Origin of the sequence: Amycolatopsis sp. La24, from assembly GCF_029087445.1 — a bacterium.
Lineage (GTDB): Bacteria > Actinomycetota > Actinomycetes > Mycobacteriales > Pseudonocardiaceae > Amycolatopsis > Amycolatopsis nivea.
Genome location: NZ_JARACH010000030.1, coordinates 31,990 through 52,690, shown reverse-complemented (window position 1 = coordinate 52,690; position 20,701 = coordinate 31,990). Strand labels below are relative to the sequence as shown.

Annotated in this window: 23 protein-coding genes and 1 pseudogene; 18 read left to right on the top strand and 6 right to left on the bottom strand. The window is 70.3% G+C overall.

Annotated elements, in window-relative coordinates:
• Positions 1-17 precede the first annotated feature (17 nt).
• The 5 genes from PUT80_RS26175 to PUT80_RS26155 are packed head-to-tail and all read left to right on the top strand — an operon-like array spanning position 18 to position 4,281.
• The gene (locus PUT80_RS26175) at positions 18-1,379 is read left to right on the top strand and encodes an MFS transporter (RefSeq protein ID WP_051728785.1); all 1,362 of its coding nucleotides are present in this window, start codon (positions 18-20) and stop codon (positions 1,377-1,379) included.
• Positions 1,376-2,134, top strand: a complete 759-nt coding sequence (locus tag PUT80_RS26170) for an SDR family oxidoreductase (protein WP_275293817.1) — start codon at positions 1,376-1,378, stop codon at positions 2,132-2,134. Before PUT80_RS26175 ends, PUT80_RS26170 begins: the two co-directional genes overlap by 4 nt.
• Before the next feature lie 45 nt (positions 2,135-2,179).
• On the top strand, positions 2,180-2,923 hold the full coding sequence (locus PUT80_RS26165) for an SDR family oxidoreductase (RefSeq protein ID WP_275293816.1): 744 nt from the start codon (positions 2,180-2,182) through the stop codon (positions 2,921-2,923).
• Positions 2,924-2,967: 44 nt separating this feature from the next.
• Positions 2,968-3,297 (top strand): hypothetical protein, encoded by a 330-nt coding sequence (locus tag PUT80_RS26160; RefSeq protein ID WP_275293815.1) that lies wholly within the window; start codon positions 2,968-2,970, stop codon positions 3,295-3,297.
• Positions 3,298-3,339: 42 nt separating this feature from the next.
• The gene (locus tag PUT80_RS26155; RefSeq protein WP_275293814.1) at positions 3,340-4,281 is read left to right on the top strand and encodes a zinc-binding dehydrogenase; all 942 of its coding nucleotides are present in this window, start codon (positions 3,340-3,342) and stop codon (positions 4,279-4,281) included.
• 66 nt (positions 4,282-4,347) lie between these two features.
• On the opposite strand, the gene PUT80_RS26150 is transcribed toward PUT80_RS26155, so the two are convergent.
• Together PUT80_RS26150 and PUT80_RS26145 are read right to left on the bottom strand one after the other, a co-directional pair.
• Positions 4,348-4,482, bottom strand: coding sequence for a hypothetical protein (locus PUT80_RS26150; protein WP_275293813.1), 135 nt, complete (start codon positions 4,480-4,482; stop codon positions 4,348-4,350).
• Positions 4,483-4,649: 167 nt separating this feature from the next.
• Positions 4,650-5,108, bottom strand: a complete 459-nt coding sequence (locus PUT80_RS26145) for an Lrp/AsnC family transcriptional regulator (RefSeq protein WP_037810799.1) — start codon at positions 5,106-5,108, stop codon at positions 4,650-4,652.
• A 63-nt stretch (positions 5,109-5,171) separates the two neighbouring features.
• On the opposite strand from PUT80_RS26145, the gene PUT80_RS26140 reads away from it, so the two are divergent.
• The 8 genes from PUT80_RS26140 (at position 5,172) to PUT80_RS26105 (ending at position 12,856) form a co-directional block, all read left to right on the top strand.
• Complete coding sequence (locus tag PUT80_RS26140) at positions 5,172-5,888, top strand: AzlC family ABC transporter permease (protein WP_275293812.1); 717 nt, start codon at positions 5,172-5,174, stop codon at positions 5,886-5,888.
• The gene (locus PUT80_RS26135; RefSeq protein ID WP_275293811.1) at positions 5,881-6,210 is read left to right on the top strand and encodes an AzlD domain-containing protein; all 330 of its coding nucleotides are present in this window, start codon (positions 5,881-5,883) and stop codon (positions 6,208-6,210) included. The genes PUT80_RS26140 and PUT80_RS26135 overlap by 8 nt, the downstream gene beginning before the upstream one ends.
• A gap of 79 nt (positions 6,211-6,289) precedes the next feature.
• On the top strand, positions 6,290-7,492 hold the full coding sequence (locus tag PUT80_RS26130) for an amidohydrolase family protein (protein ID WP_275293810.1): 1,203 nt from the start codon (positions 6,290-6,292) through the stop codon (positions 7,490-7,492).
• Between the two features lie 34 nt (positions 7,493-7,526).
• Complete coding sequence (locus PUT80_RS26125) at positions 7,527-10,283, top strand: LuxR family transcriptional regulator (RefSeq protein ID WP_275293809.1); 2,757 nt, start codon at positions 7,527-7,529, stop codon at positions 10,281-10,283.
• Positions 10,284-10,400: 117 nt separating this feature from the next.
• Positions 10,401-10,652: a hypothetical protein gene (locus tag PUT80_RS26120; RefSeq protein WP_037810803.1), complete on the top strand. Its 252-nt coding sequence runs from the start codon at positions 10,401-10,403 to the stop codon at positions 10,650-10,652.
• A gap of 106 nt (positions 10,653-10,758) precedes the next feature.
• Positions 10,759-11,979, top strand: a complete 1,221-nt coding sequence (locus PUT80_RS26115) for a cytochrome P450 (RefSeq protein WP_275293808.1) — start codon at positions 10,759-10,761, stop codon at positions 11,977-11,979.
• Positions 11,980-11,984: 5 nt separating this feature from the next.
• Complete coding sequence (locus PUT80_RS26110) at positions 11,985-12,665, top strand: TetR/AcrR family transcriptional regulator (protein WP_275293807.1); 681 nt, start codon at positions 11,985-11,987, stop codon at positions 12,663-12,665.
• Complete coding sequence (locus tag PUT80_RS26105; protein ID WP_134668010.1) at positions 12,662-12,856, top strand: ferredoxin; 195 nt, start codon at positions 12,662-12,664, stop codon at positions 12,854-12,856. Before PUT80_RS26110 ends, PUT80_RS26105 begins: the two co-directional genes overlap by 4 nt.
• Positions 12,857-12,931: 75 nt before the next feature.
• Here PUT80_RS26105 and PUT80_RS26100 read toward each other — a convergent pair whose 3' ends face one another.
• Positions 12,932-13,732: a tetratricopeptide repeat protein gene (locus PUT80_RS26100; RefSeq protein ID WP_275293806.1), complete on the bottom strand. Its 801-nt coding sequence runs from the start codon at positions 13,730-13,732 to the stop codon at positions 12,932-12,934.
• 293 nt (positions 13,733-14,025) lie between these two features.
• Entirely contained in the window at positions 14,026-14,532 is a 507-nt protein-coding gene (locus PUT80_RS26095) for a hypothetical protein (protein ID WP_275293805.1), read from the bottom strand.
• Positions 14,533-14,963: 431 nt separating this feature from the next.
• On the opposite strand from PUT80_RS26095, the gene dctA reads away from it, so the two are divergent.
• The 4 genes and pseudogenes from dctA to PUT80_RS26075 form a co-directional block, all read left to right on the top strand.
• On the top strand, positions 14,964-16,268 hold the full coding sequence (gene dctA / locus PUT80_RS26090; protein ID WP_275293804.1) for a C4-dicarboxylate transporter DctA: 1,305 nt from the start codon (positions 14,964-14,966) through the stop codon (positions 16,266-16,268).
• A 16-nt stretch (positions 16,269-16,284) separates the two neighbouring features.
• Entirely contained in the window at positions 16,285-16,788 is a 504-nt protein-coding gene (locus tag PUT80_RS26085) for a carboxymuconolactone decarboxylase family protein (protein WP_275293803.1), read from the top strand.
• Positions 16,785-17,585 carry an SDR family oxidoreductase gene (locus PUT80_RS26080; protein WP_275293802.1) on the top strand — a complete coding sequence of 267 codons (801 nt, stop codon included), beginning with the start codon at positions 16,785-16,787 and terminating at the stop codon, positions 17,583-17,585. The genes PUT80_RS26085 and PUT80_RS26080 overlap by 4 nt, the downstream gene beginning before the upstream one ends.
• Before the next feature lie 134 nt (positions 17,586-17,719).
• Positions 17,720-18,463 (top strand): annotated as a pseudogene (locus PUT80_RS26075) (amidohydrolase family protein); the annotation flags it as partial.
• Here PUT80_RS26075 and PUT80_RS26070 read toward each other — a convergent pair.
• On the bottom strand, positions 18,460-19,230 hold the full coding sequence (locus PUT80_RS26070; RefSeq protein WP_275293801.1) for an IclR family transcriptional regulator C-terminal domain-containing protein: 771 nt from the start codon (positions 19,228-19,230) through the stop codon (positions 18,460-18,462). The pseudogene PUT80_RS26075 and the gene PUT80_RS26070 overlap by 4 nt on opposite strands.
• 65 nt (positions 19,231-19,295) lie before the next feature.
• Here PUT80_RS26070 and PUT80_RS26065 point away from each other — a divergent pair, with 65 nt between their 5' ends.
• Positions 19,296-19,925, top strand: a complete 630-nt coding sequence (locus tag PUT80_RS26065; protein ID WP_275293800.1) for a hypothetical protein — start codon at positions 19,296-19,298, stop codon at positions 19,923-19,925.
• A 24-nt stretch (positions 19,926-19,949) separates the two neighbouring features.
• Here the strand turns inward: PUT80_RS26065 and PUT80_RS26060 are convergent, their stop codons facing one another.
• Positions 19,950-20,648 (bottom strand): GntR family transcriptional regulator, encoded by a 699-nt coding sequence (locus PUT80_RS26060; protein WP_275293799.1) that lies wholly within the window; start codon positions 20,646-20,648, stop codon positions 19,950-19,952.
• Between the last annotated feature and the right edge of the window lie 53 nt (positions 20,649-20,701).

Here is a 20,701-nt window from a genome sequence, read left to right as displayed (position 1 = left end):
ACGACAGGAGCGTCCAGATGACCACCCCAGCACCCGGGAGCGGGCTGCCCGCCGTCTCGGTCAAGGAGACCAGACGGGCGACCAAGATCGCCTTTTTCGCCTGGGCCGTCGCGGTCTACGACTTCATCATGTTCGGCACGCTGCTGCCCCGGATCTCCGACAGTTTCCACTGGGACGCGAGTTTCGCGCTGCTGGTGTCCACTTTGGTCAGTGTCGGCACCTTCGTCGTGGTGCTGGCGGTCGGCCCGCTGGTCGACCGGCTCGGCAGGCGCAAGGGCATGATCATCTCGGTCGGCGGCACCGCGTTGTCCTCGGCCGCGACGGCCGCGACCGCGGGCGCCGCGAGCCTGGTCGGCGTCCGCGGGATCAGCGGCCTCGGGCTCGCCGAGCAGTCGGTGAACGCGACCTACCTCAACGAGCTCTACGCGCTGACCGAGGATCGGAAGATCAAGCGCCACCAGGGTTTCGTCTATTCGATCGTGCAGACCGGATGGCCGCTCGGCGCGCTGCTGGCGGCCGCGTTCGTCGGCCTGATCACCGCGGTCTTCGGCCCCGGCAGCTGGCGGATCGCGTTCCTGCTGGCGACGATCCCGGCGTTCGTCGTGGCACTGTTGTGCCTGCGGCTGAAGGAAAGCCCGCAGTTCGTCGCCCAGCAGACGCTGCGGCGGCTGCGCAAGGAGGGCCGCGGCGACGAGGCGTCGGCCTTCGCCGCGCGGGTCGGGCTCGAGGAGCAGCACGCGGCGCCGTTCAAGCGGATCTTCTCCGGCAAGCACCTGCGGAACACGATCATGCTGTCGCTGGCCTGGCTGGTGAACTGGTTCGGCATCCAGACCTTCTCGGTGCTCGGCACGACGGTGCTGGAATCCGGCAAGCACATCTCGGCGGGCAACGCGCTGGTGCTGGTCGTGGTGTCGAACCTGGTCGGCGCGCTCGGCTACCTCACGCACGGCTGGCTGGGCGACCGGTTCGGCCGCAAGAAGGTGATCGTGACCGGCTGGCTGCTGGCGGGCGTCTTCTTCGCCGCGATGCTGGTCGGCCCGGAGAACCCGGCCTACGTGCTGGTCACGTACATGCTGGGGCTGTTCTTCCTGCTCGGCCCGTACGCCGCGATCATGTTCTTCCAGGCCGAGTGCTACGACACCGACTGCCGCGCGACCGGAAGCACGTTCATCGGCGCGATGAGCCAGCCCGGCGCGATCGTCGGCGGCCTGATCCTGACCGGACTGGTCGCGGACGCGATGTCGTTCTCCACGGCCGCGCTGCTGGTCGGCGCGCTCGGGACGTTCGCGTCCGGCCTGATCATGCTGGGCACCAAGACAGTGACCCCCGACGCCGGGGCCGCGGTGCGCCCGGCCGGAACGAAAGCGGAAGCGGCATGACGGCGGTTTCGGTCATCAGCGGCGCGGCGTCCGGCATCGGCCGGGCCGCCGCGATCCGGCTGGCAGCGCGCGGCGACCGGGTCGTGATCGGAAGTTTCCCCGGTGACCCGCACGATCCGGAGGAAACGCTGGCCGGGGTCGAGCAGGCGGGCGGCACCGGGCTGATCGTCGAACTCGACGTCAGCCAGACCGAGTCCGCGCGAGCCTTCGTGACCGCGGCCCTGGACGCCTTCGGCCGGGTCGACCACGTGATCGCCAACGCGGGAATCCTGCGCCGCGCCGCCTTCGACACGATGACGGACGACCAGTGGGACGAAGTCCTGCAAGTCGACCTGCACGGCGTGATGCGGCTGGCCCGGGCGGCGGCACCGCACCTGCGCGAGGGCGGTTCGATCGTGGCCATTTCGTCGATCGCCGGCGGGGTGTACGGCTGGGCGGAGCACGCGCACTACGCCACCGCGAAGGCAGGCGTGCTCGGGTTGATCCGCAGTCTCGCGGTCGAGTTCGGCCCGCGCGGGATCCGGGCGAACGCGATCGTCCCGGGCCTGATCGAGACGCCGCAGTCGCTGGACGCGGCCAATTCCCTTGGCCCCGAAGGACTTCGCCGGGCCGGTGCCACGATCCCGTGGGGCCGGGTCGGGAGGCCGGAGGAGATCGCCAGCGTCATCGAGTTCCTCAGCTCGGAGGCGGCTTCGTATGTCAGCGGCCAGGCGATCACGGTCGACGGCGCGCTCACCGTCGCGATGCGGGATTGAGCCCGTGATCGCTTGCGCACCACCGAAACCGGAAGGAATCCGCCCATGATCGACCCCAGTCCGCTCGCCGGCCGGACCGCGCTGGTCACCGGCGCGGCGAGCGGCATCGGCCGCGCGATCGCCGAGCACTTCGTCGGAGCCGGAGCGACCGTCGTGCTGGCCGACGTTCAGCCGCAGGTCACCGAACGCGCGGCCGAACTCGGCGCGACCGGTGCCGTGGTGATGGACGCGTCCGACGAACAAGCGGTCGCGGACGGCGTCGCCGAGGCGACCCGTCTGCTCGGCCGGATCGACGTCCTGGTGACCTCGCACGGGTTGCTGACCGAGGCTCCCGCCGACACGATGCCGCTCGAGACCTGGCAGCAGACCATCGACATCGACCTGACCAGTGTCTTCCTGCTCAACCGCGCAGTGCTGGGCCCGATGCTCGAACGCGGCGACGGACGGATCATCAACGTCGCGTCGCAGCTGGGCATCAAGGGCGGCGTCGGTCTCGCGCACTACGCCGCCGCGAAGGCCGGGGTGATCGCGATGACCAAGTCGATCGCCCTGGAAGCGGCGAGCCGAGGCGTGCTGGTCAACGCCATCGCTCCCGGCCCGGTAGAAACGCCGCTGCTGGCCGGAATCAGCGACAACTGGCGCTCGGCGAAAGCCGCGGAACTGCCCCTCGGCCGCTTCGGCAGGGTCGAGGAAATCGCGCCGACCGCCGTCCTGCTCGCCTCCAACCCCGGCGGCAACCTGTATGTCGGCCAGGTGCTCGGCCCGAACAGCGGCGACGTGATGCCCTGATGTGCGGCAGTTGCGGGACTGTCAGAACGGACTGGCTCACCGGCGTGCTGTCGGGAAGCTACGCCCGCACCGTCGTCGCGGCTCGGCTGTCGACACTGCGCCCCGGCGTCCGCGTCACCGCCGGACCGGCCGGCTGGTCCCTCCGATCAGCCGGCCGCCCGGCCCGCTTCCACCCGACCCTGCCGGCCCTGCTGACCGCACTGGGCCCGATACCCGATCCGGCGACGCTGGCCGCGAGCTGGCCCGAACACCGGCCGGTCCCGCTGACCGACCAGCCGGGGCAGGAGTCGACGCGGGTGATCAACGAGTGGCTGGGACAGGCGCTGGCTCGCTCGGCCGTGCCGGGAAACCGGAGCGCTAACGTCAGGGCGTGATTTCCCGCAGCGGCGGGAGCTATTCGGGTGAGGGGAACACGCATGCGCGCGGTGAAAATCAGGAACGGCGAATTCGAACTCGGCGAGGCGCCCGATCCGGCCGCGGACGGAGACCAGGTCGTGGTCCGGATCCGCGCGGCCGGGTTGAACGCGGCGGACCTGCAGCAGGCCCGAGGCACCTACCCCGCCCCGCCGGGCTGGCCGGAGGACATCCCCGGACTCGAAATCGCCGGGGTGGTCGAAAAATCAGCCACGGCCGTCTGGTCCGCCGGAGACCGCGTCATGGCCGTAGTGGGCGGCGGTGCCCACGCCGAACGCATCGCGGTCCCGACGAGCCTGCTGCTGCCGATCCCGGACTCGGTCGACGACGTCCACGCGGCCGGTTTCCCCGAAGCGTTCAGCACCGCCTGGGACGGCCTGGTCGACCAGGCCGACGTCCGCCCCGGCGACCGAGTCCTGATCACCGGCGCGGCCGGCGGCGTCGGCACCGCGATGCTCCAGGTCGCCGCACTCGCCGGGGCTGATGTCGTCGCGAGCGTGCGCCGCCCGGAGACGCACGCCGCCGTCCAGGCTTTGGTTCCCGACGCGACGGTCGTGACGCCGGAGCAAGAAGAGGAACACGGCCCGTACGACATCGTCGTGGAACTGGTCGGTGGCAAGGATTGCCTGCGCCGCGTGCGGTGGCTCAAGCCGTACGGCCGGATCCTGGTCATCGGAGTCGGCGCGGGCGAGGAGGCGTCCCTGCGCCTGTTCGACCTGATGCGCGCTCGCGGCCGGGTGCTCGGGTCGACGATCCGCGCCCGCAGCACGGTCGAGAAGGCGGTCCTCGCGAGCCGGGTGCGGGAAGGACTCCTGGGCGCACTCGCGGCGGGGCGGCTTACGGTGCCGGTGGACAGCGTTTATCCCCTGGAGCAGGCGCGTGACGCTTATGCCCGGCTGGGTTCGCCGGGCAAGCTGGGCAAAGTTGTTTTGCGGACGGACTGATCGCGGAACTCCCGGAAGAACCGAGCACCGGGTCGGGCATCGACGCCCGACCCGGCGCCGGGGTGTTCAGCGGGTCTTTCTCGGCGCAGTGGGACGCCCGAGCCGGGGAATCGCTGGCATCGGCCTTGTCTGCTGCGCCACCCACGAGATCGCGACCCGGAGCAGTGCCAGCGCGATCTGCCAGGCCAGGTTTTCGTCCATGGTGCCCACCTCGAATCACTCACCTGTCTCAGAGGGAGGGATTTCCGGCGCCTGACACGGCAAACGGGGCCCTGCCGCGGGCCCCGCTCCGAGTGGGCATCCGGTTCGTGCCGTCGCGCCTCACCGGTTCAACGCCGGACGGCGCCGCGGGGATCGTGCCACCGGGCTCAGGCGTCGCCCTTGATCTTCTTCATCGTCAGGTGCGACGTGACCCGCAGGACGCCCGGCAGGCCGGAAAGCTTCCGGGTCTGGAACTCCTCGTACGCGGCGTGGTCGGCGACCGCGACGCGGATGAAGTAGTCGGGGCGGCCGAAGAGGCGGCGGAACTCGATGACCTCCTCGTAGGAGGCGATGGTGTCCTCGAGCGCCTCGATCGTCGCCCGGTCCGTCGCGTAGACCTCGAGGTCGATGAGCGTTTCCAGCCCGCGGCCGACGGTGGCCGGGTCGATCACCGCGCGGTAGCCGGCGATCACGCCGGCGTCCTCGAGGCGCTTGACCCGGCGCAGGCACGGGGGAGGGGTGAGCCCGACGCGTTTGGCGAGTTCGACGTTGGTCAGCCTGCCGTCCTGACGCAGGTGAAACAAAATATCCCGATCCAGCGCATCCAGCCTAACTACATTGCTCACCGACTCATTCTAGCGCCATAATCGGACACCAAATTAGCCGCCGGCTGACGTAGTGTTCCAAGCGTGGAAACCGTCTCGGACCTGGCTGTTCGTGATCGCTCGCCCGCGCTGGCCGCGCTGAAGGACTGCGGGTCCGTCGGGATCGGCCTGGTCCCGCTCGGACTCGCGTTCGGCGCGTTCCTCACCCATTCGGGCCTCGCCTGGTGGTGGGCGACCGTCTTCACCACGTTCATCTACGCGGGCTCGTTCGAGTTCCTCCTCATCGGCCTGGCCGCGACGGCGGCTCCGCTGGCGTCGATCGGGCTCTCGGCGTTCCTGGTCAACGTCCGGCACGTCTTCTACGCGCTGTCCTTCCCGCTGCACCGGGTACGCGGCCGCGGAGCACGCGCGTACAGCACGTTCGCCCTCACCGACGAGGCCTACGCACTGTCCACAACGGACGCCGCCCGCGAATGGAACGGCGCGCGAATCCTGTGGCTGCAACTGTTCCTGCACCTGTTCTGGGTCGGCGGAGCCACCGCAGGCGGCTTGCTCGGCGCGCTGATCCCGAACGGTGTCGTCGGCCTGGACTTCGCCATGACGGCCTTGTTCGTCGTCCTCGCGCTGGACGCCGTCCGCGACCGCAAGGGCGACCTCCCGACCCCCGTCCTCGCCGCACTGAGCGCGGTCGTCGCGCGCGTGGTCTTCCCCGGACAGATGCTGCTGGCGGCGTTCGTGCTGTTCGTCGGAGGCCTGATCGTCCGCGGCCTCGTCGCCGAACGGAGCGTGAGCAATGCCTGACCCCGCCTACCTCCTCGCCGCGGTCGCGGTATCCGCCGCGGTCACGTGGGGCCTGCGCGCGCTCCCGTTCGCCGTCCTGGCCTCGCTGCGCGCAAGCCGCACCGTGCAGTACCTGAGCACCCGCATGCCAGCGGGAGTCATGGTGATCCTGCTGATCTACTGCCTGCGCGACGTGTCATGGACGTCCCCGAGCGCCCTCGCCCCGACCATCGCGCTGGCGGTGACGATCGGGCTGCATCTCTGGCGGCGCAACGCGGTACTGAGCATCGTCGGCGGTACTGCGGTGCATGTTTTGCTGGCTAGCCTGCTTTTCCCGGCGTGAGTCACGGCGTTCAATTGCGTAGCGGATTTCCGTACTACTGCGGACGCGCCCGCGCGGCCGACCCGCGACTGTCGTCCGCATGACCCGATTGATTGTCACCGAGCGGCGCGAGCTCACCGCGATACGCGCCGCGTGGCTTTTCGACGGCACCGGATCCCGGTTGCTCGCCGACCCGCTCGTGGTGCTGGACGGGCCGGTGATCCGCTCGGTCGAGGCCGGTGCGGCGCCGCCCGCGGGCGTGCCCGTCGTCGATCTCGGCGGGGCGACGTTGCTGCCCGGGCTGATCGACACCCATGTCCACTTGGCGTTCGATGCCAGCGCCGACGCCGTGGGCGCGCTCGCCGCCCGCTCCGACGACGAGGCGCTGGCCGCGATGGCGGAGGCGGGCCGGGCCTCGCTGCGGGCGGGTGTGACGACCGTTCGCGACCTGGGCGACCGCAACTACCTGTCCCTGCGGCTGCGCGGCCGGCCGGATCTGCCGACGATTGTCGCGGCCGGACCGCCGATCACCACGCCGTCCGGGCACTGCCACTTCCTCGGCGGGGTCGCCGAGCCGACCGAGTTCGGCGTCCGCAAGGCCGTGCGCGAGCACGTCGAGAACGGGGTGGACGTCATCAAGATCATGGCCAGCGGCGGCACGATGACCCCCGGCACCCGCCAGGAGTGCGCCCAGTTCGACGTTGAGGTGCTGCGCGCGGCGGTCGACGAGGCGCACCGCCACGGCCTGCCGGTCACCGCGCACGCGCACGGAACCCCGGCGATCGCCGACGCGCTGGCCGCCGGGGTCGACGGCATGGAGCACGTGACGTTCTGGTCCGCGGCCGGCGTCGACGTGCGCGAGGACCTGATGGCCGGCATCGCCGCGCGGCGCGTCGTCGTCGGGGCGACGGTCGGCATGGAGCCGGTACCCGGCATCGCACCGCCGCCGGAGATCGCGAGCCGGCTGCCCGCCCTGACGCGCAACCTGCGGCGGCTGCACGAGCTGGGCGCGCCGTTCGTCGCCGGCACCGACGCGGGCATCGCGCCGGTCAAGCCGCACGGTGTTCTCGCGACCGCGCCGGTGATGCTGCGCGGCATCGGCCTCAGCCCGGCCGAAACGCTGCGCGTGATGACGTCCGTGGCGGCCGGGGTGTGCGGGCTCGGGCATCGCAAGGGCCGCGTCGCGCCGGGATTCGACGCGGACCTCCTTGCCGTCGACGGCGACCCGCTGGCCGATCCGGCGGCGCTGCGGCGGGTCGTCGCCGTGTACGCGCGGGGCGGGAAAGTGCTTTCCCACGCCTAGGCGGACCAGCAGGGCGAACCTTATGGTTCTGGGCATGACAGGCGAGTTCGTCGGGAGGGCCCGCGAGGCCGAACTGCTCGCCGCCCGGTTCGACGAGGCGCGGTCCGGGCGCGGCCAGCTCGTCCTGATCACCGGCGAGCCCGGGATCGGTAAGACCCGCCTGGCCCAGGAGACCGCCGCGCGGGCCGCGGCGCTGGGCGTCCCGGTCGGCTGGGGCCGGGCCAGCGACGACGAGGGCAGCCCGCCGTACTGGATCTTCCGACAGCTAGTTCGCGAGCTGGGTGGCACGCTGCCCGCCGCGCTCGCCGAAGGCGACCCGTCGGCCGACTCGGCGACTGCTCGCTTCGAGGCGTTCGAAGCCGTCGCCTGCCAGCTGCGCGACGCCGCCGAGCCGGACGGGCTGCTGCTGGTGCTCGACGACCTGCAGTGGGCCGACGCGGCGTCGCTGGCGTTGCTGGTGCACGCCGCGCGCGGGATGTCGCGGTCGAGGCTGCTGCTCGTGGCCACCTACCGCGACACCGAGACCGGTGGCCGCGAGGCGTTGGTCTCGGCGCTGGCGGCGCTGGCCCACGAAGCCGGACAGTCCCGCGTCCGCCTGGTCGGCCTGCCGCCTTCGGATGTCCAGCGCCAGCTCGAACTCGCGACCGGCGAGGAAGTGTCTCCGGACGTGGCCGCCGTCGTCAGCCGCCGCACCGGAGGCAATCCGTTCTTCGTCAATGAACTGGCCCCGCTGCTCGAAAGCGACACGCTGCCCGACGGCGTGCTCGACACCGTCCGCGCGCGGCTGGCCCGGCTCACCGGCTGCTGCCGAGAGCTGATCGCCATCGCCGCCGCGCTGGGCAGCGAGCCGGCGGCACCGGAACTGGCCGCGGTGACCGACCATCCGGTCGAGGCCGTGCTCGGCGCGCTCGACGAGGCAGGCGCGGCGGGTCTGCTCGTCCGCGGCGATGGCTGGCGTTTTCGCCACGATCTGATCCGGGAAGCCGCGCGAGCCGACCTGCCGACGGCGACCAGCGCCGGAGCGCACGCCCGGATGGCGGCCTGGCTGGCCGCTCGTTCCGACGCCGCCGAGCGGGCCGCGGAAATCGCGCACCACTGGCTGGCGTCGCTGCCGGTGGGGGAGCCGGGCGAGGCCGTCGCGTGGGCGGAGCGCGCGGGCGACCTGGCGCTGGACCGCCTCGCCTGGGAGCAGGCCGCCGATCTTTACCAGCAGGCGCTGGACGCCGGCGCGCCGCTGTCGCCCGGCGACCGGGGACGGTTGTTGCTGCGGCAGGCCACCGCGTTGACCCGCAACGGCGACATCCAGCCCGCCGGAGCGATCCTCGCGCGGGCAGCCGACGCCGCGCGCGAAGCGAGCGACCCGTACGCGCTCGGGTCGGTTTCCCTTGCCATGGAAGGACTTTCCGATCCGTGGGGCGGCTTCCGCGGCGACCGGCTGGCCGCCGAGGCACTGGCCCAGCTGCCCGACGAGGACAGCCCGATGCGCGCCCGGCTTCTCGCGTTGCTGGCGGGCGAGGCCGGATTCGTCGGCGGCGTCGACCCGGAGCGCGTGTCCGGCGAGGCGCTCGCGATGGCGGAACGGCTCGGCGACACCCAGGTGCTCCGCTCGGCGCTGCGGTCCCGGCAGATGGCGCGCTCGGGCCCGGACGGCGTGCACGAACGGCTCGAGCTGGCCGAGCGGATGCACGCGCTCGGCCAGTCCGAACAGGACGACGAGACCACGCTGTGGGGCTGGCTCTGGCGTTTCGACGGGTACATGATGCTCGGCCGGGTCGACGACGCGGAGGCGGCGCTGGGGCCGATGCGGCTGCTGACCGACCGGTTGCGGAGGCCGCTTGCCCAATGGCAGTACCTGCGCGCGGTGGCCGCTGTCGAGGTCGCCCGGGGCCGGTTCGACGACGCCGTCGCGACCGTCCGGAAGTGCGTGCGGCTGATCGAAGGCCGCACGCACGACTCGGTGCGCGGCGTTTCGTTGTTCGTGCTGCTCATGATCGACGGTCTCGTCGGCCGCGGCGACCTGCTCACCGCCGAGGAGTTCGAGCTGTTCGACCGCTACACGCCCGCGTTCGCCTCGCCCGTCTACGCGCTTTATCTGGCGCAGCGGGGCGATTTCGAACGTGCCCGGCGGATCGTGCGCCGCTCCGCCGGCCCGGACGCTTTTCCGCAGCCCGCATTGCTCCCGTCCCTCGCGACGAGGGCCGAACTGGCGGCGATGTTCGGCGAGCCGGAGGTCGCGGCGGACCTGGCCGCGCGCCTGCGACCCGCCGCCGACCTGTTCGTCACCGGAGGCGCCGGGACCGTGACGAACGTCGGCTCCGTACGGACTTACTTGGGGATCGCGGAGGCGACCTGCGGGCGACTGGACGAGGCCGTCCGCGAGATCCGGCTCGGGATCACCGCCAACGACACGGCCGGCATAGCGCCGCACGCCGCCCACGCCCGGTTCGAGCTGGCCCAGGTGCTGGCGCGCCGCCGTCGTCCGGGCGACGTCGAGGAAGCCGCCGCGCTGTGCGCGACCGCGACGTCGTCGGCCGCACGGCTCGGGATGGCACCGCTGCGACGGCGCGCCGACGAACTGGCGGCGACCCTCCGCGGCGACGCACCCGCCGGGCTGACGCCGCGCGAAGCCGAGGTCGCGGCGCAGGTCGCGCAAGGGCTGACGAACAAGCAGATCGCCGCGCTGATGCACATTTCCGAGCGCACGGCGGAAAGCCACGTCCAGCACATCCTGGGCAAACTGGGCCTGGCCAACCGCACCCAGATCGCCGCCTGGTCCGCCCAGCGCTCCTGACCCGGTTTTCCGTACCGGCTTTCCGTATCAGCACGGATTCGCACGGCGCGCGCCGCTGACACCTTGGTCGCAGGCCGCCGCGGACCGCGACGCCGGCATCGACGAAGGGGAGCCACCATGACCACGCCCGCCGGACGGAACGCCCAGCAGAACTACCAGCGGCAGGTGCAGCAGAACAGCAGCACCTTCGCCCGCAACGCCGCCTACCACGCCCAGCTCAACCGGCGGCGCGGTTCGGGAGGACTGGCCCGCGGGCTGCTCGGATTCCTCTTCTCGCTGGTGTTCATTGCGATCGCCGTCGGGGTGTTGCTGGTGGTCCTGGCCACCGCGCAGCCCGAGTGGTTCGAGCACGTCAAGAACTGGTTCTGAGGAGTCGGTCGCGACCTGCCGCGGCCTCCGTTAAGTCAGCTGATTGACTTAACGACTCGGGTTCGCCATGATCGTGCCGGTTGCCGGTTGCGAGCAGGAGGTTGCGATGCCCGAAAGCGACGTGGAGCAGTTGCCGCGGTTTCCCTTCGAGCAGCCGGGGGCGTTGGAGCCTCCGGCTGAATGGGCGGAGCTGCGCGCGGGATGCCCGGTCGCGCGGGTCGCGTTGGCGAGCGGGGACGAGGCGGCGCTGATCACCCGGTACGCCGATGTGAAAACCGTGCTCTCGGACCGGCGGTTCACCCGTCCGACCCCGGCCGACGACGCGGCGCGGGTCGCGGACACCGAAAGCGGCGGGGTGTTCAACAGCGAGATGGCGACAGTGATCCCGCAGCACGGTCCGGCGCATCTGAATTGGCGACGGATGATCGGGAAGTGGTTCACGGCTAAGCGGATGAACGCGTTGCGGCCGGGGATCGCGGCGATGGCGGAGCAGCTAGTCGGCGAGATGGTCGCGAAGGGCGGTCCGGCGGATCTGAAGGCGGGGCTGGCGTTTCCGCTGCCGGTGTGGGTCATCTGCGACATGCTCGGCGTCCCGGACGCCGACCGCGACCGGTTCGCGCACTGGTCGGACGTCATGCTCAGCATGACCCGCTACACCCAGGAAGAATTCGACGCCGCGCAAGCGGACTTCGGCCGGTACATGGGCGCGCACATCGCGGCGAAACGCGCAGAGCCGGGGGAGGATCTGCTCAGCGCGCTGATCACCGACACCGACGCGGACGGGCAGCATTGGTCGGACGCGCTGCTCACCGCGACCGGCATCGGGTTGTTGATCGCGGGACACGAGACGACGGCGAACATGATCGCGAAGATGGTCGCGATGCTGCTGTCCGACCGCACGCGGTGGGAGGAACTGCTCGCCGACCCGTCGCTGGTGCGCACCGCGGTCGAGGAAACGCTGCGGCTGGACGCGAACGCGGGCGTGGGCATGTCGCGGTATCTCACAGAGGATTTCGAGGTCGCCGGAACCGTGCTTCCCAGCGGTACCACCGCGATGTGCAGCATGGCCGCGGCCAACCGCGACGAGACCGCCTTCGCCGATGCCGCCGTCATGGACCTGCACCGCAGCCCGAACCCGCACCTGGCATTCGGCGCCGGCGCACACGCGTGTCTGGGACAGCCACTGGCGCGCACCGAACTCCAGGTAGCCCTCGAAGTACTGCTGCGAATGCTGCCGTCGCTCGAACTCGACGTCCCCGCGGCCGAACTCCGCCGGATCGAGGGCCTGGCCGTGGGCGGGTTGCGGGAACTGCCCGTGCGATGGTGACAGTCATGAGGAACAACGCCGCCGACCGGGACGCGCCGGCGCGGGCGCACGCGACCCGGGAACTGATCCTGACCGCTGCCGAGCGACTGTTCGCCGAGCACGGGATTCTCGCTGTGTCCAACCGCCAGGTCAGCGAAGCTGCCGGGCAGGGCAACAACACCGCAGTCGGCTACCACTTCGGCACCAAGACCGATCTGGTCCGGGCGATCGCGCGCAAACACTCCGCCGCGATCGAGGAACGTCGGCAGCGTCGGCTGGCCGAGATCGGCGACAGCGCCGACCTGCGGGATTGGCTGGACTGCCTGGTGCGTCCACTGGCCGAGCATCTGGCCGCGCTGGGCAGCCCGACCTGGTACGCCCGGTTCGCCGAACAGGCCATGGCAGACCCGACGCTGCGCCCGATCGTCGTGGAGGAATCCCTGTCCTCCCCGTCGCTGGCGCGCATCGTCGAAGGCCTGCAGCAACGACTGCCCGACCTCCCGCCCGAAGCGGCCGCCGAACGCAGCGACATGACCCGGACTCTCTTGGTCCACCTGACCGCCGAACGCGAACGCGCCCTCGCCGAGAAGAGCGCCACCCCGCGATCCGACTGGAACGACGCCGCCACCGGCCTGATCGACGCGCTGATCGGCCTGTGGCAGGCACCGGTCACCGCGTCGCCGAACGAAAGGAAGAAACGCCGATGAAGGTCACCGTGGACGAAGCGAAGTGCTGCGGCGCGGGCACCTGCGTGCTGCTCGCGCCGGAAGTGTTCGACCAGCGCGAGGACGACGGCATCGTGCTCCTGCTCGACGAACACCCCGGCGAAGAACTGCACGCGACCGTCCGCGAAGCCGCCACCGTCTGCCCCGGAGCCGCAATCTCCGTGGACGCGTAACCACTGTCCATAGTGGACACTAAGTTCGCGCTGCGCGAGATCTCTGCCGCGCCGCCTGATCGAGACGGACGTGTCTCATTCGCCGAGGAGGTCTGAGAACTTCTCCAGAAGTGCCCGCGCAGCCTTGGCGACTCGGGGATTGTCGGTTGCAGCGGCCCGGCGGAGCCATACGACCGCCTCGGTGCGTTCGCCTCGCTTCAGTTGGTCGGCGGCCAGCCAGAGCATGCTGTCCGGCGCCGCGAACTCGCCGTGCTCGACCACCTGGAGATGCCAGCGCGTGGCTTCCCTCTGATCGCCGCGTTCGTCGGCGATGAGGCCGAGTTCGTGCATCGCTCGGCTCACTGCGGACGGGGCGTCGGAGTCCGCGGCCTGCCGCAACCAGTGCTCGGCGGTGTCAAGGTCGTGGTTCTTGTGGGCCAGCGATCCCAGCCAGAACAACGCCTCGGGGACCGTCCCCGGCTGGCCGGACTCGACGGCCCGGCGAAGCCACTCCGCAGCTTCCTCGTCTTCGCCGCGACTCTCCAGAACAAGACCGAGCCGCAGCGCGGCACCGGGCCCCACCTCGGGTTCTCCGCTCTCGGCAGCTAACCGGAACCAGTGCGCAGCCTCGTCCTGGCGACCTTGCCGCTCACGGATCCCGCCGAGCCGCAGCATCGCCATCGGGGCATGGACCGGATCCTCGGTGGCCAGCGCCCGCCGGTACCACTGTTCGGCATCGGCCAACTCGCCCCTGCCCTCACAACGGTAACCGAGGACGGTCATGGCATGGGCCGCGTCCTGCGGATCAGGGCCATCGACGGCTTCCCGCAACTCCCCCTCGTCCAGGTCGGCCCAGGGCCGCGGTCCGCGCTTACGTTTCGTCCCCCAGCGTTTCATCTTGGAAGGTTATTCCCGGCTTTCCGGACATACAAGGCTGATCGAACGCCAGGCACCTCCGACATGCCGCTACCGGAAGCCTCAAACTCGTCTCGACCCGTCAACGGCCACAATGGACAGTGCGGAACCGACCACGAACCCTGACTCCCCGTCAGCTGGGCCGCCGAGTCGCCCTGGACGGCAACCGCTTGCGCCGCCGCGGGAGTCGTGCCGCCGAGCGACTCTGAGCGGGCGGAGCCGTTGTTATCCAGGCTGCTGCAGTCACAGGTCACCCATCTGGTCGAGGTGCCTGTTCAGCCGCCGATGGTGAGCGTGATCGGTGCGTGTGCCCGGTCGGCTGGCAAGAATTGGTCTCCGCGGTGGGAGATGGTGAGTACGTAGGAGGGGAGTCCGTCGGGGACGTCGTTGACGGTGAATCCGAGTTGGCATCCGGTGACGACGTTGTGGTCGTAGAGGTAGCTGGTTTGCGCGGTGCCGCTGGTGATCGAGCCGGTTGCGATGACGTGGCCGGCGCCGTCGGACACTTTGACGGCTGTGCCTGGTGTGAGGTCGGAGTATCCGCCGGTTCCTTGGCAGGCGCTGTCCGTCGTTCCGGTGCCGTCCGTCTGCACGCCGGACAGGTCGCTTTCGATGGTGAGGACGCCGGTCAGCACGAACGTCTTCGCGGGCGGTGCGGTCAACGACGACGGGATCCCGAGCGACATGCCCGAGGGTCGCGTGGCGAAGTACGTGATCGTCGCGGTGGCCGCGAGGGCGAACACCAACGCGACGGAACCGGCGACGAGGCGGGTAGTGGTCATGTCGTGCTCCAGTCGTTCGGACTGTTCTGGAGCAGTCGCACAGGACGGGGTGCGTGTTACCGAGGAGATCCGGCGGCGGTTCGGTCGTCCTCTGGAAACCAGCGGTTCGGCCGTAGTCGTTGTTGGGTGCAGTGCGGCGCTGCGCGTTTGGTGGCGTTGGGTGCTGCGTGTGCGTTGCATCAGCGCGGGGCCGGTCGGGAGCGGTGTTGCGACGCCATCGGCGGCGCTTGGTTGCGCAACCGTCGTCGGCAGCCAGAGAGGAAAGCGGCCGAAAACAGGAACACTCCGAAGCTCGCGCAAGGCCGATGACCCTGCTGCGCGCTGTGGCACATCGGTAACTCTCGGCTTCGAGGTTGACCTGTTCGAGGGCGGTACTCATACTGTGTTCGTCAGACGCGCAAATGTGCGACAGGCGAACACGAGGGACGAAGATGTCAACCGGATCGTTGCTACGCACCGCCTTCACCAGAAAGCTCTATCTGACAGTTCTGGTGTCGATCGTTCTCGGGGCGATCCTGGGGCTCGCCGCCCCGGGCGTCGGCGCCGCGCTCCAGCCCGTCGGTTCCGGGTTCATCGAGCTGATCCAGATGCTCATCGCCCCGATCGTGTTCTGCACGATCGTCACCGGCATCGCGTCGGCGGGCGAACTCGCGAGCGTCGGCCGCATCGGCATGAAGGCGCTGGTCTACTTCGAGGTGCTGACCACGGTCGCGCTGGTCGTGGGTCTCCTCGTGATGAACGCGTTCAAGCCGGGCAGCGGCATCCACGCCGATCCGGGCGCTCTGCACCTGTCCGGTACCGCGCAGCAGTACGCGCGGGCAGGCGCGTCGCAGCACTGGTACGACTTCCTGGTCAACATCATCCCGAACACCCTCGTCGGCGCCTTCACCGGCGGGAACGTGCTCCAGGTGCTCCTGGTGTCGATCCTGTTCGCGGTCGCGGTCAAAGCGCTGGGGGAGCGCGGCGCGCGGGTGGTCGAGGCGGTCGAGCGCATCGGCGAGGTCATGTTCGGCATCGTCAAGCTGGTCATGTACCTGGCCCCGCTCGGGGCTTTCGCCGCGATGGCCTACACGACCGGGAAATTCGGCGCGTCCACTTTGGCCAGTCTGGGCGGAGTCGTCCTGTTGTTCTGGGCGACCGGAATCGCCTTCTGCCTCGTCGTGTTCGGAGCGGTCGCCCGGCTGTGCGGAATCCGGATCCTCAAGCTGTACCGCTACTTCAAAGACGAACTCCTGATCACGCTCGGCACTTCGAACTACGAGGTCGTGATGCCGCAGCTGATGCGCAAACTCGAGCATCTGGGCTGTCCGAAGCGGATCGTCGGCTTGGTCGTGCCGTCCGGATACGCGTTCAACGGGGACGGGGTGTGCCTGTACCTCGGGTTCGCCTCGCTGTACATCGCGCAGGCCTTCGACGTGAATCTGTCGATCTGGCAGCAAATCGGGCTGCTCGCCGTCTTCATGATCACCTCGAAAGGCAGTGCGGGCGTCGCCGGCGCGGGGTTCGTCATTCTCGCGGCGACGCTGTCCACCACCGGGACCGTTCCGATCGCCGGGATCATGCTGGTGCTCGGCGTCGACCGGTTCCTCTCGACGATGCGCGGCCTCGTCAGCCTCTGCGGCCAGATGCTCGGCAGCGTCGTGGTGAGCCGGTGGGAAGGCGTTTTCGACCGCGAGCGGGCTCGCCGGGTCCTCTCCGGTCGCGAGACAGTCCGCGAGACCGTCGCAACGGAATAGAAAAGAAAGGAAATACATGGCCAGGCTGGACTACGTGGAGACGGCGGGCGAGGTCGCCGACCGGATCCGCGCGCGCCGAGGGGGGCGCCTGACCCCGCTGGACCGGATGCTGCTGCACAGCCCGCCGTTCGCCGACGGCTGGAACAGCTTGCTGGGCGCGATCCGAGGCCAGGGAACGCTCCCGGGCGATCTGCGGGAGCTCGCGGTGCTGCGCGTGGCAGCGCTCAACGGCGCGGACTACGAATGGGCAGCACACGAACCGGTCGCGAGGAAAGAAGGAATGACCGCCGAACAGGTCGGAGCCTTGCGCGTCGACGGGGACACCGCGTTGCTGGACGAGCGGCAGCGGGCCGCAGTCGCCTACACGGACGCGATGACCGAGAACGTCAGCGTTCCGGAGGAAGTTTTCTCCGCTCTGCACAAGCATTTCGACTCGCGCGAAATTGTCGAACTGACGGTGACCGTGGGAGCGTACAACCTGGTTTCCCGGTTCCTCGTCGCGTTGGAGGTGGGCGCATGACCGGCCGGCTGGAAGGCAAGACCGCGATCGTCACGGGCGCGGGCAGCGTCGGACCCGGCTGGGGCAACGGCAGGGCCGCCGCCGTCTTGTTCGCGCGGGAAGGCGCTCGGGTCTTCGCTGTGGACCTCAAGGCCGAAGCGCTGGCCGAAACCGTCCGGACAGTCGAAGCGGAGGGCGGAGTCATCCGCACGCACCTGTGCGACGTGACCAGCAGCTCGGCGGTCGCCGCGATGGTCCGGTCGTGCCAGGAGGAATTCGGCCGGATCGACATTCTCGTCAACAATGTCGGGGGTTCGTTCAAGGGCGGTCCGGTCGAACTGTCCGAAGAGGACTGGGCGCGCCAGCTCGACTACAACCTCACCAGCGTGTTCCTCACCTGCAAGCACACGATCCCGGTGATGAAAGCCCAGGGAGGCGGCGCGATCGTCAACACCGCGTCCACCTCGGGCACGCGCTGGACCGGTTCGGCGCAAGTCGGCTACGCGGCGGCGAAGGCGGGAGTCATCCAGTTCTCCAAGGTGACTGCCGTCCAGCACGCGCCGGACGGCATCCGCGTCAACACCGTGGTGCCCGGCCAGTTGCACACTCCGATGGTCGAGGAACGCCTCGCCGGCCAGCGGGCCGGCGGAAACGTGGAGTCCTTGCTGGCACAGCGGCAGGCGCGCATCCCGCTCGCGTTCGCGGGCGACGGCCGGGACACCGCCTACGCCGCGCTGTACCTGGCATCCGACGAGGCCCGGTTCGTGACCGGGACCGAGATCGTCGTCGACGGCGGGATGTCCGCGAGGTGCGACTGATGAGCGACCCGCGCAACCCCGGCCCGGATCCGAATCCGCACGCGCCGGCGACCCCGTTGCCCGCCAACGCGTGAGACGCGCATTGCCACGTCTTCGGCCCGGTCGCCAAGTTCCCGTACGCCGAGGACCGGACCTTCACCCCGCCGGAAGCGCCCAAGGAGGATCTGCGAGCGCTGCACCGGCTGCTCGGCTTCGAACGCGCCGTGCTCGTCCAGTCCGCCTGCCACGGCGACGATCACGCGGTTCTGCTCGACGCGCTGGAAGCCGGGGCGGGCCGGTACCGGGGAGTCGGCCTGATCCGGCCGACGACGCCGGCAAGCGAGGTGAAGCGCCTGCACGAGGCCGGGGTTCGCGGGGCCCGCCTGCACTTCACCCCGCATCTCGGCCCCGCGCCGTCGCGCGCGGAGATCGACGCCGTCGTCGCGTTGATCCGGCCCTTCGGCTGGCACATCGCCCTGCACGTCGCGGGAACCGGAGTCGCCGATCACGCGGAACTGGTGCGCTCGCTGGGCGTTCAGGTCGTGATCGACCACATGGGACGGATCGATCTCCGCGACGGGCTGGACAGCGAACCGGTGCGGTCGCTGCTGCGGTTGCTGGAGAGCGGGCCGGTGTGGGTCAAGCTCAGCGGAGCCGACCGGATCGCCACCGCGCCGCCGGACCTGGCCGACTCCGCCGCGCTCGCCCGGCTGCTCGCCGCCGAGGCGCCGGAGCGGGTGGTGTGGGGCACCGACTTCCCGCACCCGAACACGCACGGTTTCGTGCCCAACGACGGCGATCTCGTCGACCTGATCGAGCAGATCGCACCGGACCCGGAGGCCAGGGAACGCCTTCTCGTCGCGAACCCCGCGCGGTGCTTCGATTTCCCGGCGGGCTAATGCAGCCGTTCGATGTCGCTGCTGATGCCGCGGGCGGTCTCGAGCAGCCGGGGCACGAACCGCTCGTGCAGTTCCTCCAGCGAGACGCGGGCCGCGTTGACCGACACGTTCAGCGCGGCCAGCGTGCGCCCGCCGGCGCCCCGCACCGGGGCGGCCGCCGAGCGGATGCCTTCCTCGCGTTCGCCGTCCACTACGGCGAAACCCCGGTCGGCGACCCGGCGCAGTTCGGCCCGCAGCCGCGCCGGGTCGGTGATCGTGGCGGAGGTCAGCCTTTTCAGCTCGGTCGTGTCCAGATAGGACTTCAGCTCGGGTTCGGGCAGCGCGGCGAGCAGCACCCGTCCCATCGAGGTCGGGTAGGCGGGCAGCCGCGACCCGACGTTCAGCGTGATCGTCATCGAACGGGACGCGGGAACCCGCACCACGTAGACGATCTCCGGACCGTCCAATGTGGCCATCGAGCACGACTCCCGGAGTTCGTCGGCGAGCGCGCGCATGCGGGGCTGTGCGTGCTCCCAGAACGGCAGGGCGGCGAGGTAGCCGTAGCCGAGGCGCAGCACGCCGGCGGTGAGGCGGAACCGCCGGTCGTCCGTCTCGGCGAATCCGAGGCGTTCGAGCGTGAGCAGGATCCGCCGCGCCGTGGCCCGGCTGAAGCCCGTGGCCGCGGAAGCCTCGCTCACCGTCATCGCCGGCCGGTCCGCGGAAAACGCCTGCAGCAGCTGGAATGCCTTCGCCACCGAATCGATGACGTCGGGGTCCTCTCTCGACACTGCCGCTCCTCGCCGTGCTCGCCGCTTGGCCGGAAGCCTACTGGACGACAAGGAAGGGACGCGGGATGACCGAGGGACTGCTGTACGTGCTGTCCGAACCGGGCGCGGTCGGGGACGAGGAGTTCCACGACTGGTACGACACCGAACACGGACCGGCGCGGCTGAGCGTGCCCGGCATCCGCGCCGGATACCGCTACCGCGAGGGCGACGGCGCGCGCCCCTCGTGGCTGGCCTGGTACGAGCTGGAGCTCTCCGCGCTGAAAACGCCGGAGTACGAGCGGATCCGGCGGCGCGGCCCGCGCGAGCAGTCGGTCGTCGACCGGCTCGCGGTTCTGGACCGGCGGGTGTACGAGCTCGTCGGGACGTGGGGGCACTGCGCGTCGCCCGCGCCAGTCGTCGTGGCGGTCGGGCTGTCCGGAGACGCCGCCGAACTGGAGCGGTGGTACCGCGAGGAACATGTGCCGATGCTGCTCGAGGTGTCCGGCTGGCGACGGATCCGCCGGTACCGGAAGCTCGAGGGCAGCGGTCCGGACCTGCTGGCATTCCACGAGATCGACAGCACGGACCTCTTCCGCTCGCCCGCTTACCAGCGCGCGGTCAGCACGCCCTGGCGGACGCGGGCGATGGCGCTCGCGACCGCGCGCGAGCGCCGGGTATTCCGCTACCACAACACAGTGGCGGCCGGATCCGCGTGACCTCGGCCGCCCCTCGCGCGGTGCTCACCGGCCGGCGGGGAACTGCTCCCGCTCGACGTCGCCGGCCGGGCGGAGCCCGGGTTCGCGGTCGCGGATCTCGGCCGCGTGGAGGATGTGCGCGCTGGTGAGCCGGGCGGCTTCCTCGGCGTCGCCGCGGACGAGGGCATCGAGGATGCCGTCGTGGTCGTCTTGGAGTTCGCGGGCGTGCGCGGGCGTCCAGATGGTCGACGAGGGAATGAACCGGACCCAGAGCGCTTCGACGTACTGCAGGACGATCGGCGAGGACTGCTGGTACACCGCGAAGTGGAAGTCCTTGTTCAGCACCGACAGTTCGGCGGGGTCGGCCCCGGCACGGACAGCTTCGTCGAGCAGCGCGTGCTTGTCGCGGACCAGCGCGAGGCCGGACGGGGTCATCCGCTCGGCCGCCATTCCCGCGGCGACGGCTTCGGACGCGGCGCGGAGCCGGTAGAGATCCTGTGCGGTGTCCGGGGTCATCTCGAGGACCGAGGCTCCTCGATGCGGCGAGTATGTGACGACGCCGTCCGCCTCCAGCAGTCGCAGCGCCTCCCGGACCGGGGTAGGGCTGACGCCGTAGCGTTTGGCGAGCACGGTCTGCTTGATCAGTTCGCCGGGGCGCAGTTCGCCCGAGGCGACGTCCCGGCGGATGCGGTCGGCAACGTAGGCCGTCCGGCTTTGCGGCGGCGCGATCGCCCCGTCGGTCATGAAGCCTCCCTGTTTCGCCCTCGGCTGCTCTCCACTCTATAGGACAACGTCAG